The organism is Microcoleus sp. FACHB-68 (assembly GCF_014695715.1).
Classification (GTDB): domain Bacteria; phylum Cyanobacteriota; class Cyanobacteriia; order Cyanobacteriales; family Oscillatoriaceae; genus FACHB-68.
The window spans coordinates 1,355,016-1,371,686 of record NZ_JACJOT010000008.1; the positions used below are offsets into that span (position 1 = coordinate 1,355,016).

10 protein-coding genes are annotated in these 16,671 nt (G+C 46.6%); 6 read left to right on the forward strand and 4 right to left on the reverse strand.

The window, feature by feature from the left end; translation table 11 throughout:
• Positions 1-12: 12 nt before the first annotated feature.
• The 6 genes from H6F73_RS14290 (at position 13) to H6F73_RS14315 (ending at position 11,852) form a co-directional block, all read left to right on the forward strand.
• Positions 13-5,511 carry an ATP-binding sensor histidine kinase gene (locus H6F73_RS14290; RefSeq protein WP_190759372.1) on the forward strand — a complete coding sequence of 1,833 codons (5,499 nt, stop codon included), beginning with the start codon at positions 13-15 and terminating at the stop codon, positions 5,509-5,511.
• A gap of 300 nt (positions 5,512-5,811) precedes the next feature.
• The gene (locus tag H6F73_RS14295; protein ID WP_190759373.1) at positions 5,812-6,291 is read left to right on the forward strand and encodes a hypothetical protein; all 480 of its coding nucleotides are present in this window, start codon (positions 5,812-5,814) and stop codon (positions 6,289-6,291) included.
• Positions 6,292-6,301: 10 nt separating this feature from the next.
• Complete coding sequence (locus tag H6F73_RS14300) at positions 6,302-6,655, forward strand: hypothetical protein (protein WP_190759682.1); 354 nt, start codon at positions 6,302-6,304, stop codon at positions 6,653-6,655.
• Positions 6,656-6,663: 8 nt separating this feature from the next.
• Entirely contained in the window at positions 6,664-7,437 is a 774-nt protein-coding gene (locus tag H6F73_RS14305; protein WP_277882609.1) for a tetratricopeptide repeat protein, read from the forward strand.
• Between the two features lie 362 nt (positions 7,438-7,799).
• The gene (locus H6F73_RS14310) at positions 7,800-9,323 is read left to right on the forward strand and encodes a carboxypeptidase M32 (protein ID WP_190759660.1); all 1,524 of its coding nucleotides are present in this window, start codon (positions 7,800-7,802) and stop codon (positions 9,321-9,323) included.
• Positions 9,324-9,431: 108 nt separating this feature from the next.
• Complete coding sequence (locus tag H6F73_RS14315; protein WP_190759375.1) at positions 9,432-11,852, forward strand: sucrose synthase; 2,421 nt, start codon at positions 9,432-9,434, stop codon at positions 11,850-11,852.
• An 83-nt stretch (positions 11,853-11,935) separates the two neighbouring features.
• Here H6F73_RS14315 and H6F73_RS14320 read toward each other — a convergent pair whose 3' ends face one another.
• The 4 genes from H6F73_RS14320 to infC all read right to left on the reverse strand — a co-directional run bounded on the left by H6F73_RS14320 (position 11,936) and on the right by infC (position 16,550).
• Entirely contained in the window at positions 11,936-12,418 is a 483-nt protein-coding gene (locus H6F73_RS14320; protein ID WP_190759376.1) for a Crp/Fnr family transcriptional regulator, read from the reverse strand.
• Between the two features lie 104 nt (positions 12,419-12,522).
• On the reverse strand, positions 12,523-15,582 hold the full coding sequence (locus H6F73_RS14325; protein WP_190759661.1) for a HEAT repeat domain-containing protein: 3,060 nt from the start codon (positions 15,580-15,582) through the stop codon (positions 12,523-12,525).
• Positions 15,583-15,776: 194 nt separating this feature from the next.
• On the reverse strand, positions 15,777-15,938 hold the full coding sequence (locus H6F73_RS14330) for a hypothetical protein (RefSeq protein WP_190759377.1): 162 nt from the start codon (positions 15,936-15,938) through the stop codon (positions 15,777-15,779).
• 72 nt (positions 15,939-16,010) lie between these two features.
• Positions 16,011-16,550: a translation initiation factor IF-3 gene (gene infC, locus H6F73_RS14335; RefSeq protein ID WP_190759662.1), complete on the reverse strand. Its 540-nt coding sequence runs from the start codon at positions 16,548-16,550 to the stop codon at positions 16,011-16,013.
• Positions 16,551-16,671 lie beyond the last annotated feature (121 nt).

Genomic DNA, 16,671 nt, shown 5'->3' on the forward strand with positions numbered 1-16,671 from the left:
AATATCAAAATTATGCTGAATCTATCAGGATACACTCTAACCGAGAAAATCTATCAAGGGCAAAAAACAGTTATTTATCGCGGGTATAAGCACCCAGAGCGACAGCCGGTTATCGTTAAGAGTCTGGCAGCCGAGTTGCCTCATCCTCTGGATATTGCCAGTTTTAAACATCAATACGAAATTTTAAACAACTTAGATGTACCCGGAGTCGTAAAGCTTTTAGGTCTGGAAAGATATCGAAACAGTTTTGTTCTCATCATGGAAGATTTTGGAGGGCAATCACTGACCGAATTTATGAGGTCTAAAAAGATTAATTTAAAAGAATTTTTACAAATTGGCATTCAAATTACAGAAATTTTAGGAAAATTGCACAAAAAAGGCATTATTCATAAAGATATTAAACCGCAAAACATTCTAATTAATCCCAGCACTAATCAAATAAAAATTACAGATTTTAGCATTTCATCACGCCTTGATAAAGAAACACACGCAATTGCTCACACCAATGCTTTGGAAGGCACCTTCGCCTATATTTCGCCAGAGCAAACTGGAAGAATGAATCGGTCGCTTGATTACCGCACTGATTTTTACTCTTTGGGCGTTACTTTCTACGAAATCTTAACGGGTGAACTGCCTTTCAAGAGTAACGATCCAATGGAATTGCTACACTGTCATATTGCCAGACTGCCGGTGCCTCCCTGTGAGCGAAACCCTCTTATTCCCCCTGTGGTTTCATCTATCGTGATGAAGTTACTGTCCAAAACTGCAGAAGAGCGATTTCAAACGGCTGAAGGGCTAAAGGCTGATTTAGAAGAGTGTCTATTTCAACTGCAAACAACTGGCAAAATTGACAGCTTTTCACTCGGTGGTAAAGACTTATCGAGTCAACTTCTTATCCCACAAAAACTTTACGGGCGTGAGCGGGAAGTGCAAACCCTGATGGACGCCTTTGATCGCGTAGCGTGTCTGCAAGAAAAAGAAGTTAACACCGGCACGACTGAATTAATGCTGGTTTCTGGTTATTCAGGGATTGGCAAGACAAGTGTCGTTAACGAAATACACAAGCCTATCCTAGGGGCGCATGGTTATTTTATTGCCGGCAAGTTTGATCAATATAAGAAAAACATTCCTTACGCCGCGATCATTCAAGCGTTTCAATCCTTGATAGAACAAATTTTAACAGAAAGCTCTGAAAAGCTGGCTGTTTGGAAAGCAACTCTTTTAGCCGCACTGGGTGAAAACGGTCAGCTGATTATTGATGTTATTCCCGAAGTTGAACTGATTATTGGAAAACAACAAGATGTTCCGCAGCTAGGGCTATCTGAATCTCAAAATAGATTCAATCGGCTTTTCAAAGAATTCATCAATGTCTTGGCCACAAAAGACCACCCGCTCGTTCTATTTTTAGACGATCTTCAGTGGGTAGATTCTGCCTCGCTCAATTTAATTCAACTGCTATTATGTGATCCTGATAGTAAATACTTATTGATGATTGGGGCATATCGAGATAACGAAGTTACCCCTACACATCCCTTCATAAAAACATTAGAGAATATTCAGCAAAGTGGGGCGACTGTTAATCAGATTGTTCTTCAGCCTTTGGCTCTTAGTCATGTCAATCAGCTTGTTTCTGATACCCTTAAGGATTCAAATCGATCACAATTGCTTGCTCAGTTGCTCTTTAACAAAACTAGAGGAAATCCTTTTTTCTTGACACAATTATTCCAAACTCTGCATTCTGAACAGTTGCTAATCTTTGATTTTAACACCGGCAGATGGCAGTGGGACTACGAGCAAATTCAAGGAATTGGCATTACAGATTGCAATGTTGTCGAACTGGTTGCGAGAAATCTCAGTAAATTGCCCGAAGTAACACAGACGGCTTTAAAGTTAGCTGCTTGCATTGGCAACTCGTTTAACTTAGAGACTCTGAGTGTGATCAATGAGGAATCGGCTTCCATTACAGCCGCTCAGCTTTGGCCGGCACTTCAGGCCGGTTTATTGCTGCCGCTCTCGCAAAATTACAAAATACCACTGCTTTTTTTACCCGAAGAACTGAACGCGATTCCCTTAAGAGATTCAAAGGTTGACTGTAAGTTTTTGCATGACAGGGTTCAGCAAGCCGCCTACTCCTTCATTCCAGAATCGGAGAAAAAAGCCACTCATTTTAAAATCGGCCAGTTATTACTAAAGAACACCACCCCAGAAGAGCGAAAAGAAAATGTTTTTGCCCTGGTTAATCAACTAAATTTTGGCACAGACTTACTTGCGGAGCAGGCAGAAAAAGATGAGCTAGCTGCTTTAAATTTAATAGCCGGTCAGAAAGCGCTGGCAGCAACAGCGTATGAAGCTGCCGTCAAATACTTAAATATTGGCCTTGAACTCCTCACGCCTGATAGCTGGCAAACTCAGTATGAACTAACACTGGAACTTTATGTAAAAGCAGTGGAAGCGGAATATTTAAATATTAACTTCGAGCGGTCTGAACAGCTAGCCAATATTGTTTTACAACACGCAGCTAATTTGCTCGATAAAGTCAAGGTTTATGAGCTAAATATTCAATCTTATGTCGCTCAAAACCAATTAATTAAAGCCGTCGATACGGGAATTTTTGTCGTAGAAATGCTGGGGGTTTCTCTTGCTCACCCAGATGCCGGCAGGGAGATCATTGAGTTACCAACCCTCAAAGATATAGAACAGTTTCCAGAAATGACGGCTCCCGATAAATTGGCGGCGCTTCGGCTTCTCATCACAATTTCTGGGCCGGCTTCTTACGGTAAGCCGGAATTGTTTCTACCCATTGTTTTAACTCAACTCAATCTGTGTCTCCAACACGGTCATTCGGCTCTGGCTGCTTACGTTTACAGTATTTATGGTTTGCTTTTGTGTGCCGCGCTGGGGAACCTGAATGCCGGCTATCATTCGGGGCAGCTTGCTCTTAAGCTGCTAGAGCGTTTCCGCGCTAAAGAACTCAAAGCTAAAGTTTACACACTCTTTAATGTAACGACACGACACTGGAAAAAGCTGGCTAGGGAAACCATTGCACCCTTACAGGAAGGCGTTCAAAGTGGGTTAGAAACTGGAGATTTAGAATATGCCGGTTACTGTGCGCTGAACTGTTGCGCTCATGTATTTTTAGTCGGTGAGTATTTAGAAACTGTCGAAAAAGTTCAATCTGAATACTTCGCACTCTTGCTCAAACTCAAGCAAGAATTTCAAATCAACTATGTGAAAATTTGGAGACAGCTTGCTTTAAATCTTTCTGGAAATGTCACCGATAAATATCGATTAATTGGTGAAAGTTTCAATGAAACTGAAATGTTACCTCATTTGGAAAAAACGAATAATCGGCTGTCGATTTTTGTAACTTATTTAGCAAAAACAATTCTCTGTTACTTGTTCAAAGATTACGCAGCAGCGATTGAAAATGCTGCCATTGCTGAAAAAGATAGCATTTCCGCACCGGGACACATGACGGTTGCCGTTCACAATTTTTACTACTCACTGGCGCTACTGGCTCAGTATCCTAATCTTGAAGCAGACGAGCAAGAAAAATGCCTTTCTATCGTGGCATCGAATCAAGAAAAGTTAAAAGTTTGGGCGTCATCTGCACCATCCAACTATAAACATAAATATGAGTTAGTAGAAGCGGAAAAAGCCAGACTTTTAGGACAAAATTGGGAAGCAATGGAGCATTATGACCAGGCCATTGCCGGCGCGAAAAAATTTAGTTATATTCAAGAGGAAGCGCTGGCTTACGAACGAGCAGCAGAATTTTATTTAGCTGCCGGCAGAGAAGAAATTGGCCAGACTTATATAAAATCTGCATACTACGGCTATGTGCACTGGGGAGCGCAAACGAAAGTTGAAGATTTAGAGTCACAATATCCCCAAATTGTTGCCCGGATATTCGCTAGTAAAATTGCTTGTGTCGAGGAAAATATAACGACGACCTCGACAACGGGCGCGGCTGGGGAGGTGCTGGATTTCGCAGCTGTGATCAAAGCCACAACTGCTTTGTCTGGAGAGATAGTGATAGATAATTTGCTCAAAAAGTTGATGAAAATCACTTTAGAAAATGCTGGAGCGCAGAAAGGTTATTTAATTTTAGAAAACAATGGAGAGTTGGTGATAGAAGCATCAGGAGAGATGGGTAAGGATGAAACTATCTTGCTACCATCGTTGCCAGTGTCGGCTTTTCAGAATCTCCCTATCTCTCTTCTCAATTATGTAAAAGTAACTCGAAAACCTGTCGTTTTAAACAATGCAGCTAGTGAAGGAATTTTCACAAGAGATGCTTATATCATTAAAACCCAGCCGAAGTCAGTTTTGACTATGGCGATTGCTAACCAGGGAAAATTCATCGGTTTAGTTTATTTAGAGAACAATCTGGCTGTGGGTGCTTTTACCCCTCAACGATTAGAAGTTTTAAAGCTTCTTGCTTCTGGAGCGGCGATTTCTTTAGAAAATGCTCGTCTCTATGCCCATTTAGAATCTGCTAATCAACGATTGGAGGAATACAGTCAAACTTTAGAGGTGAAAGTTCAGGAAAGAACACTGGAGTTACAAGAAAAAAATGAGCGGCTGCAACAAACTTTTCAAGAATTGCAGTGGACTCAATCTCAGTTGATCCAAACAGAAAAAATGTCTTCTTTGGGACATCTGGTTGCTGGAATCGCCCATGAAATTAACAACCCCATTAATTTTATTCATGGAAATCTGGCTTACGCAACTGAATATACCGAACAACTGCTACAGTTGCTCACACTTTATCGCCAGACTTACCCCACAGCTACGCCTGAAATTGAAGCTGAACTAGAGGCGATTGACTTTAATTTTATAAAGGAAGATCAGCCGAAATTACTGGAGTCGATGAAGACGGGGGCTGAGCGCATTCGCACAATTGTTTTAAGTTTGCGGAATTTTTCGCGGTTAGATGAATCTTCCATGAAGCCAGTGGATATTCACGAAGGCTTGGAAAGTACGTTGCTAATCTTGCAAAACCGGCTCAAAATTGATGCCGGCCAAACTAGCATTTCTGTCAGAAAAGAATACGGCAATTTACCGCTAGTGGAATGTTATGCAGGGGAACTGAATCAGGTGTTTATGAATATTCTTAACAATGCCATTGATGCGTTGGAACAGCGTTTTGGGCATTGGCTTAAAGATGAAACGATAGATTCTTCAACCACTCCCCACATCCGGATTCGCACGGAAGTTACAACCGGCGAACGCATAATTATCCGTATTGCCGACAACGGTTCCGGCATGAGAAAGGAAGTGCAGCAACGAATATTTGACCCGTTCTTTACAACCAAGCCTGTGGGTTCTGGACCCGGCTTAGGGCTGAGTATTAGCTATCAAATTGTGGTAGAAAAGCACGGCGGCGTCTTGAAGTGTGTTTCAACATCTCAAGAGGGAACAGAATTTATCATTGAAATTCCTCAAAATCAGCAGCGCCGGCATCTGTATCGCTTCTCAAAAAATTCTGCCGGTAATACAGTCAATTAGTTGTAGTTTTAAAGCCTCACACCCTCACGTTCACATCTAAAAGTACAAGATAAAGCGGTTTTTCACGAGGTAAGGAATACGCACAAATAAAACAATAAGTCAAGGTATCCGCTCCCTCAAACCGGCCCACTTAACAGATATGCAATGATGCAGTAATTACCTAAGCAGGTAGCGAGCGCGGTGCTTTTCTGCTAAATTTGCATCGTTAAGTCGCTACCAAGATTAATCTAGAAGTAGAAGCCCTTCTATTTCATCGGGAAAATCCCAGCAAACCTAAAAAATTGCTAACAACTTACTAGAATGAAAAGCCGCATCCTTCGGGTTTATGCCGATACATCTGTGTTTTGCGGCATCTGTGACGAGGAATTTGAACAAGCGAGTCGAGCCTTTTTCCGTCAAGTTCAGAGTGGGCGCTTCCGCCTCGTCACCTCCGTAGTTGTGCAAAATGAAATAGAGCCGGCACCGGCAGAGGTTCGGGAACTCTTTGAAAAAATCCTTGGCATTGCAGGAATTGTTAACCTAACTGAAAGTGTTCTGCAACTTCAGCAAGCTTACCTAGATGCAGCAATTGTTACCCCAACCCTAACCATCGATGCCCTTCATGTTGCAATGGCTACCGTCTCCGAGTGTTCTGCCCTTGTGAGTTGGGACTTTCAGCACATCGTCCATTTTAAAAAAATTCGCCTATATAACGCGATTAATTTATTGGAAGGATACTCTCAAATTGCCATTTACTCACCTGTGCAAGTCATTCCTTATGAAGACGAACAAGAAATTTGATTGTGTAAAAATGAAACGTCAGGGCAGCGAGGGCATTTTAGATAAAATTAAAGACATGAACCCAGAAGATCAGCTAGCTTACTGGCAGAAACACACAGAAGCTTTGCGGAAGCGCCAGCAAACTAAACGCCGGGATAACTTAAATGCCGGCTTGATAGCGGTTGATTCTCCCACCGTCAGCTTTCCCACTCAAACAAAAACATTCGACTGCGTGCGGATGAAAAGAGCGGGAAATCAAAAAATATTTGAAATAATAAAAGATATGACCCTAGAAGAAGAACTCGCTTACTGGCAAGAAGCCACGGAAAAACTGCGCCGGCAGCAACAAGCTGTTCGCCGGCACAACCTGGTTTCAGGCAACTAAATCTAGCAATGGAAAACTTACGCTCCCTTGAAGAAGCCCTTATGCAATACGATCAGCACCTTACCACTCACCCAGACGACTACAAAGCTTGGAACAACCGAGGCGTTGCCTTAGAAAAATTGGGTCGCTATCAGGATGCGATCGCCAGCTACGACAAAGCTTTAGCCCTCAAACCCGATCTTGCCGAAACCTGGAACAACCGAGGCATTGCACTCACCGAACTTAACCGCGATCAAGACGCACTAAGATGCTACGACCAAGCTTTAACCCTACAACCAAATCTATCTCAAGCTTGGAACAATCGGGGGGTTTCTCTGCGGAAACTTGGTCGCTACCAAGCAGCCGTTGCCAGCCATGACAAAGCCATCGCCATTCAACCTAACGACTGGCAAGCTTGGAACAGTCGCGGCATCGCTTTGTATGAATCAGGTCGTTACCGAGACGCACTCACCAGCTACGACAAATCTTTAGTGATTAAACCCAACAATTGCGAAACTTGGACAAATCGAGGCAATGCCTTGGGGAAACTGGGTCGCTATGAAAACGCAATTGATAGCTACGGCGAAGCTTTAGCAATCGAACCAAATCAAGCGCTAATTTGGTATAACAAAGCTTGCTGTTACGCACTGCAGCGTCAAGTAAATCTAGCCGTTGAAAGTCTGCAAATTGCTCTTAATTTAAACCCTGAAAGATATCTAGAAATGGCAAAAATAGACTCAGATTTTGATAAAATTCGGCGAGATGTAAGGTTTCGAGTTTTACTTCGAGGGCCAGTCAGTTAACCGTTTAATGCCGGCAGCTACGAAAGATAAAAAAGCAATTAAAATTTATAACTTTATGAAGTCGGCTTACAAAACTTAGTTTTTTTCAGTTTTGCATAAATTTCGTAATTTAAAATCGGCAACTAGAAGAACAGCAACAATCGGAGTTAACGTTTGTCTAAGTTTGATAAATAAGCTAAAGCGCATCTAATTCGCTACTTTATGGGAACAAATCGAAATCGGTAAATTCTTCCCCCCCTCCCCCACTCTTCCCCTCTCCCCCTCAATCTCGACAGATAAAATAAAACAGTTGCTTATAAGATACGGATATCTGCTGTTTTGAATGGTAAAGCATAATGCTTATGTCTTCTGATGCCGCTAGCATGAAAACCCTCGCAAAGAGCGACCCTAAATTTCTAGAACTGAAAACTCGTCTGACAGAGATCGACGACATCGAATCAGCAGCGGCATTGCTGCACTGGGATCAAGCCACTTATATGCCCGTCGGCGGCGCACCGGCACGAGGTCGCCAACTCGCCACTTTGCGGCAAATCGCCCACCAAAAATTTACCGATCCCACCATCGGGCAACTGCTAGAAGATTTAAAACCCTACGAAGACAGCCTCTCCTACGACTCCAACGAAGCCAGCCTCATCCGGATCGCCCGCCTCAACTACAACCGATCCGTTTGCGTACCGGCATCCTTCATGGCAGAACTTTCTCACCACCGATCCGCATCCTACGAAGCTTGGGCGAAAGCGCGACCGGCCAACGACTTTTCTATTGTTCAACCTTACTTGGAAAAAACCCTAGATTTAAGCCGCGAATTGGCCGGCTTTTTTCCCGGATACGAGCATATCGCTGACCCACTGATTGACTTTTCAGATGCCGGCATGAAAGCATCTACCCTGCGACAGATATTTAGCCGGCTCAGGCAAGAACTCGTGCCCATTGTCGAGCAAATCACCTCCCAACCGGCAGCCGATGATGCCTTCCTGCACCAGCATTTTCCCGAAACCAAGCAACTAGAATTTAGCCGTAGGATCATTGAGCGCATCGGCTACGACTTCAAACGAGGCCGGCAAGACAAAACCCTGCATCCCTTCATGACCCGATTTTCCACCGGCGATGTTCGTATCACCACCCGCGTCTACGAAAACGATCTGGGACAAGGACTATTCAGCAGCATCCACGAAGCCGGTCACGCCATGTACGAACAAGGCATCTCCCGTGAATTTGAAGGCACCCCCCTAGCCAGTGGCGTCTCCTCCGGCGTCCACGAAAGCCAATCTCGCCTCTGGGAGAACCTCGTCGGGCGCAGCCGGGGTTTTTGGGAATGCTTCTATCCCCAACTGCAAGGCGTCTTCCTCAGAGAACTTGGCAATGTTTCCATCAACAAATTTTACCGGGCAATTAACAAAGTCGCCCGCTCCCTAATCCGTACCGACGCCGACGAAGTCACCTACAACCTGCACGTCACCATTCGCTTCGATTTAGAATTAGCCATGCTCGAAGGTTCCCTGCCGGTGCGCGACCTCCCCGAAGCCTGGAACGAGCGTTACCGCAGCGATCTCGGCCTCGTCCCCACAACAGACAGCGAAGGCGTCATGCAAGACGTACATTGGTACAGTGGCGTGATTGGCGGGATGTTTCAAGGCTACACCCTCGGCAACCTGATGAGCGCCCAGTTTTATGAAACAGCCCTCAATATCAATCCAGAAATTCCCGTTGATATTGAGCGAGGCAATTTCACCAGCCTGCATCAGTGGCTTCAAGAAAACATCTACCAGCACGGACGCAAATACACCGCAGATGAATTGCTTGAGCGCGTCACGGGCAGTCCTTTGAGCGTCGAACCCTTTATCCGCTACATCCGGGGCAAATACAGTGAACTCTACTCGCTGTAAAAAGTGTGAGATTTTAACGCTTTTTATACTACAGAGGGAGTCCCCCTCAGGGCAGCATTTTGTAACTTAGTGGTTGTAAAAGCTATTAATTTCTACAGGGGAGGCTTCATGTCTGATTTGTTACAAACTGTTATCGAAAGTAGTGAAAAAAGCGATCTTCGGCAATTTATCAGTGATATCCGACAACAAGAAAAGCGATATTTACTCAGAAATGACATCCTAACTGCCTTCGCCGACTTCTGCATCAATTACCAAAAGCCCGAAGCGTTTGCTGATTCTTCCGTTTTAGGTAAATTTATTTACGAAACTCAGGAAATTATCATTGAGGAGGACAGTATCTGTCTGATCGTGCGCCCCAAAATTGCCTCTCAAGAAATTTACCGGCTCACAGATGACTTGAAAGTTGAACGGCTGAGTGCCGAAGAGTTACTGGATGTGCGCGATCTTTTTGTCAAGCACTTCCACCCCCACGAAGGAGATGTATTCGAGATTGATTTTGGGCCGTTTTACGATTACTCCCCCACTATTCGCGACCCGAAAAACATTGGTAAAGGAGTGCAATTCCTCAACCGATATTTATCTAGTAAACTGTTTCAAGACCCCAAACAGTGGCTAGCGGCGCTGTATGATTTCTTGAGCGTCCACAGCTACAATGGCATTCAACTGCTGATTAACGAACGCATTAAAAACCAGCAGCAGCTTTCTGATCGGATCAAGCAAGCGATCAAATTTGTCGGTGCTCGCCCAGGGGATGAACCCTACGAAAACTTCCGCTTGGATCTGCAAGTGATGGGCTTTGAACCGGGATGGGGTAACACTGCCGGCAGGGTACGCGAAACGTTGGAAATTCTCGATGAACTGATTGACTCGCCTGACGATGCCGTTCTCGAAGCTTTCATCTCCCGCATTCCGATGATCTTTCGCATCGTTTTGGTGTCTGTGCATGGCTGGTTTGGCCAAGAAGGAGTTCTAGGCCGGCCTGACACCGGCGGCCAAGTTGTCTACGTCCTCGACCAAGCCAAAAGCCTAGAAACTCAACTGCAAGAGGAACTCTCCCTAGCCGGTTTAGATGCCTTCGGTGCCCAGCCCAAAGTCATCATTCTCAGCCGGCTGATCCCCAACAGTGACGGCACCCGCTGTAACCAGCGCCTGGAAAAAGTTCATGGAACCGATAATGCTTGGATTTTGCGCGTTCCCTTCCGCGATTTTAATTCCAACCTCACCCAACACTGGATTTCGCGGTTTGAAATTTGGCCTTATCTGGAAACTTACGCCATTGATGCCGAAAAAGAACTGCTGGCAGAATTTCAAGGCCGGCCTGACTTTATCATCGGCAACTACTCTGATGGCAACTTAGTCGCCTTCCTGCTAGCGCGTCGCCTCCAGGTTACTCAGTGCATTGTCGCCCACGCCCTAGAAAAATCTAAATACTTGTTTAGTAACCTTTACTGGCAAGAATCGGAAAAGGCGTACCACTTCTCCCTGCAGTTCACCGTCGATTTGATTGCGATGAACGCCGCCAATTTTATCATCAGCAGCACTTATCAAGAAATTGTGGGAACGCCAGATAGTGTAGGGCAATATGAGTCTTACAAGTGCTTCACCATGCCGGATTTGTATCACGTCGTTAATGGAATTGAGCTGTTCAGTCCCAAATTTAACGTCGTGCCGCCCGGAGTGAATGAGAGCGTATATTTCCCCTACAGCCGGCAAGAAGATCGGCTCAACAGTGTCCGTGAACGCCTCGAAGACCTGCTTTTCCATCAAGAAGACCCCGCTCATATCTTTGGCAAACTCGACGATCCCAGCAAGCGCCCGCTGTTTTCAATGGCACGCCTCGACCGCATTAAAAACCTCACCGGCTTGGCAGAATGCTTTGGTAAGAGCAAGGCATTGCAAGAGAGCTGCAATTTAATTTTGGTTGCCGGTAAATTGCACGTTAATGAGTCAACCGATCACGAAGAACTCAGCGAAATGGAGAAGCTTTATCGGCTCATTGACGAATACAATTTGCACGGGCGTGTTCGCTGGTTGGGAGTGCGTTTACCCAAGAGTGACTCCGGCGAAATTTACCGAGTCATTGCCGATCATGAAGGGATTTTTGTCCAGCCGGCCTTATTTGAAGCTTTTGGTTTAACAATTTTGGAAGCCATGATCTGTGGCGTTCCTACCTTTGGCACTCAATTTGGCGGACCGTTGGAAATCATTAAAGATAAAGTCAACGGATTTTACATCAACCCCACAAACTTGGAAGAAACCGCCGAAAGAATCCTGGATTTTATTACTAAATGTGACCAAAATCCTAATTACTGGCACCAAATTTCCAAAGCCGGTATCGAGCGAGTTTACAGCACCTACACCTGGAAAATCCACACCACGCGGCTGCTATCTTTAGGCAAAATCTACGGTTTTTGGAACCACATCTCCAAAGAAAACCGTGAGGATATGCTGCGTTACATCGAATCGCTGTTTTATCTGCTCTATAAACCCCGCGCCAAACAGCTTCTCGAACAACACCAGGAACGGTAAGAGAGGGCATGGGGCATGGGGCATGGGGCATGGGGCATTGGGCATTTCTCCCCTCTCTCCAACTAGCCCCTAGTCCTTAGTCCCTAGCCTCCTAAACTGCGTCCCGCACCATGTAATTCTGGTGCGGGAGTTTCAGTCTCTTTAGCATTTAACTTGCGGTTAAATTCACGAATTCGGCGAGATAAAAGACGGATAATATTGACCGCAATTCCTGGGGTTTCTTCAATGGCATCGTAGAGTTGCTGCTGCGTTAGCATCAGACAGTCACAGGGTTCCAAAGTCGTGACAGAGGCAGAACGAGGTTCGGCATCGAACAACGACATCTCACCAAAACAAGCACCTTGCTCAAGTTGTGCCAGATCCTGCTCTCCCAGGTGAACCCGGACTCGCCCAGAAACGACAATGTAGAGGGAACGCCCCTCTTGTCCTTGAGTGAAAATCGTGTGCTGAGCTGGAAATGAAAGCTCATCCATCACAGAAGCCAGCCGGACGAGAAAATCATCCCGTAGCTCTTTAAATATCGGGACTCCCCTGACAAATAATAGGCGGTCAACGCTAGTCAGCATTTAAGTTGTTCATCCTCAGGATTCCGGTTGCCTCTAGAGAAACGATGGAGCGGGAACGTTGAATGATGAGGGGAAGAACAGTTTAATTCATCATTCATCCTTCATTAAGTTGCCTCAAATCCGGCTATCCCCGGATAATTGGAAGCGCGGTTTGCTTCGCCGGCCTGGTCGAAATACCCCCGCCCCGATGCAGTTTCTGCTGAATTGCTAACGGCCAATTCAGCCATCATCTGCTTAACTTGGGCAGCAACGAGTCGATCGGGATCGTTTTGCAGCATTGGTAGCAATTCTACCAATGCGCGTGGCGAAGCGACTCCCAGATAGGCAAGTACCGACTCGCGCACCAAACCTCTGGGATGGCGCAGACAAGCGAGTGTCTGATCCGCCGTCAGACTCCAACGGGCGGACCGGGCCAGATGGAAACAGCAAGCCAGGGGCCAATCGGAGAGGAAATGGCGTAACTCTAGCAGCCGGCGTAGGCGATCGCTGGGAGTCATGGGCTGATAAACCAGGAGTTCTGACAAGTTTTGCAGTTTTTCCCGATCCTCGCGCCGGTCTAACACACTCAGCAGCGCTCGTTTAGTCGGAATATCCAAAGTATTATCTAAAATTTCCAGCCCCCGCGCCATATTTGACCGCGAACCCGATTTCAAGTTAAATGAGGCTGCCTGAATGCTCGTGTGGGGATAAAGGAACTTCATCAGCAAAAATAACCGATCTACCGCATCCGCTTGCAGATCCCGCAGCGCCCGTCGCAGCAGTTCTGCTTCCTCACCGGCAACTTGTTCTGCCGGCAGATCCACCAGTGCCGCATAAAGCTGACCGAGGAACCTCAATTCCTGGTCAATTAAGGTTTCTACGCCACTACGACCCAAACGATCCAACACCCCTTCAATCCCGGCTTCTTGGGGCATTTTCAGCAGAATCCGGAGAATATTACGCCGGGTTGTACCCCAAGCCGTCATCAAGTGAGAAGCCAGGGCGTCTAGGGCTTCCCGCGTGCCGATCTGGCCTAGGGCACTCCAAGCGTGCATCCGCACTAAATCGGGCTTGTGAGCATCTTCTGCAAGTACCACAAGCGGGTTAATGATTTCGTTATCTAATCGAACCAAGGCACGCAGGGCGGCTTCGCGGGTGGATTTATAGTAAAGTCCACGCAGCAGAGAAGGATAATATTCCTCTAAATGTGTGGATGCGATCACATCCAGCAAAGCGCAGCGCACCCGCAACGATTCATCCTGTAAGAGGTTGGGGATATAAAGTCGCAAGCCTTGCAAATAATCGGCCTCGCCCAGCGCCCGACAGCCCATCACCCGTTCCCGTTCTTGTTTATGGGTGAGCATTCGCCGCAGGGCGTTGGTGGCTTCGGCTTTTTGCTCCCGGTTGCCCCGGCGCATGATCAGGGAAGCGGCGGTTCCTCGCACCACGGGGTCTACTTGGGGTTGCAAATAAGGTCTTAAAGCTTGAATATCTGGGGCTTTCTCGGTTAGCCAGACGTAGCGTAAACCTAACGCTAAGACTTCTGGCGGCAGGGTGTGCTCGATCAGCGCCCGCACTTGGGGAAGGTAGGCGGGACTGGGATGGTTGAGCATCGTCTCCAGACTTTGGCGCTGCAAAGCCGGCGGCAGGGTTACCAGCAGCGGCGCGAGAACTTCACCAACATTGTTGGGATCGATTTGGGTGAGGAGTTCAATACAAGAGCGTTTATCGGCTTCTGTACCGGGCTTTTCTAAGGTGTCTACCACGGCACGTTTGAGGACACGCAGATCCACGTCTGTCACCCCCAGCCGGCCCCTTTCAGCGCTGGAGACGAGCAAGCCGACATAACGAGATCGCAGCATCCAAACGACGTACACCCAAGCCAAGGCTAAGAGCACAATCTGACCGACAAAAATCCATCCCTCTAATTGCACAACTGCGGCATCTGTGGCTTTGGGCAGTACAAAGCGACAGAACCAAATGGTTGCAAAAATCATCAAGCCAATCACGCCGTCGGATAGCGGCTCAGCAATGCCATTGACGACGGCCTGCACGTCATCACGATTGGCTTCTGGGATAGGTTGGAATAAGACGGGGCTAACCCCTTCAAATAGGGTGTAGTGCAATAGTTCTTCAAAAAACTTGAGAACCACCAAACCGGAAAATAAGGGCAACAGGTTTGTGAAAGAAGTGATTACGGAACCTAACCCAATTACCGCCAAACCAGCCGGTAAGATGATGGCGGAACCAAACACGCCCATGCGTTCAACGAGCCGGCTAGAGACAAACCACTGCATCACGAGTTCAAAGATGCCCAGAAAGCCGTTGAAAACGCCAATGAACGCTGCGATACCCAGACTTTTATCGCCTAAATCTTGCTGTTCTAACTCGCTTAAGAATTGAAAATCAACCAGGATATTTAGCAATTCTGCGAGGACAAAAAAGGCGATTAAGGGGACGACGTAGTGCTGGATGGGACCGCGTAGCCGTTTGTTGGCGAATTCTGCCTGTTCATCCTCTTCTTCTCTGAGGGGAGAGTCGGGAAATGCTTGTTGGTAAGCTTGACTGAGATAGTACAGGATGCCGGCTCCTAGCACCATCATCAAGCAAGCCATGAGGATGACATTATTCAGTCCGACTAAATTGAGAAAGAAGGGCAGGGAAAAGCCGCTAACAACATCGGCAAGCAAGATACCGCTGCTGATAATCGGGTAGGTGCGTTTAATTTCCCGAATGTTAAAGAGTTGGTTGGCGGTGATCGAGGTGTTGAGGTCGTTGAGGACGTAGATCCCATCCAGCCACAGACGCATCAGAAAGACGGTGATACCTAGGATCACCGGCAGCCCTAATCCAACCCGGAACAGCAGTAGGGGGGCTGCCATGATCAGGGCAATCAACACAATCACTCGGCGCAGGGGCAGGATGCTTTGCAGCCACGTATACAATGCGCCTAAGGCAGAACCAATAACGGCACCGGAGATATAAATCCACGGCAGCTGTTCTGCACCATATTCGTCTAAGAACAGTCCAACTGTACTGGCTTCTAGCCAGAGAACTCCCACAGAGGTTGCTGTGTAGAAAGCGAACATCAGGAAGGTTCGTTCTGCTTCCTCTGGCCGCAAATTCACCCACTGTAGAAGTATCTGCCCCCATCTTCCCCCAAACCGCTGATCTCTCAGTTCCATGCCCCGTTCATTCCTGTGTTGTAGATATCCGAAGATGGCTTTTGTGCTAGCTGTTCGGTCAGCCGGTCGGGGTTGGTTTTGCGGGTAAATTGTCTGCAATTGAGCCAAAATTGCGCTCTCACACTCGCCCGTACCAGTCACATATCTTTTGTGCTATTCGTTATTAATTTTTTGAGCGCTGACCTTTGAGTGCTTCACCAACCACGAACCGATGAGCTAACTTGCCTTCGCAGGATTCGCCGGCAATTTTGCACCGGCATCGCTAGCCTCTGAGGAGGATACACATCCTCGTCTTCTTCCCCACTCGCCGGTAGGGGTACGAGTGGCGCATCTATTTTGAGCAGCGCTATCGTCAAGGCGTAGCGCTGCCCACTTATCTATCCCGCATTCGAGCCGGTGTCAGCTCTTATCTTATGCGACTGATGTTATTACTTTTTGGGGGAGAGCAACATCATCATACTACGCCCCTCTTTTTTGGGCGCTTGCTGAACTTCAGCAACTTCTTGCAAATCTGTTGCCATCCGCTTCAGTAAGCCTTCTGCCAAGTCTGTATGCTGAATTTCTCGGCCCCGGAACATAATGGTTGCTTTAACCTTATCTCCATCATGAAGAAAGCGCTTTGCTTGATTGATCCGCACTTGGTAGTCGTGATCTTCAATCTTGTAGCGCATTTTCACTTCTTTGACTTCAGCAGTGTGTTGCTTTTTCTTAGCTTCGCGGGCTTTTTTCTCCTGTTCAAACTTAAACTTGCCGTAGTCCATAATCCGGCAAACAGGTGGATCTGCCTTGTCACTCACAAGCACGAGATCCAGTTCCTTTTCGTAAGCTTGGCGCAAAGCATCTTGCGGCGTCATGATTCCCAACTGTCCTCCGTCGGTATCAATAACGCGTATCTTGGGAAAGCGAATTCTTTCGTTAATTTGGGGTAAATCGCGATTCGGGCGTCTCTTTTCTATCACAGGCGTTATAAGGTATGAGGTGATGGGAGCGGTTAGTTAAGGGTTTACGTGAGCTATTGGGTGAGTCAGTGAACAGCCTCAAACTTCTATCAAGAAATGTCATGATTGAGGCAGTGGTTAAGAAGGCGAT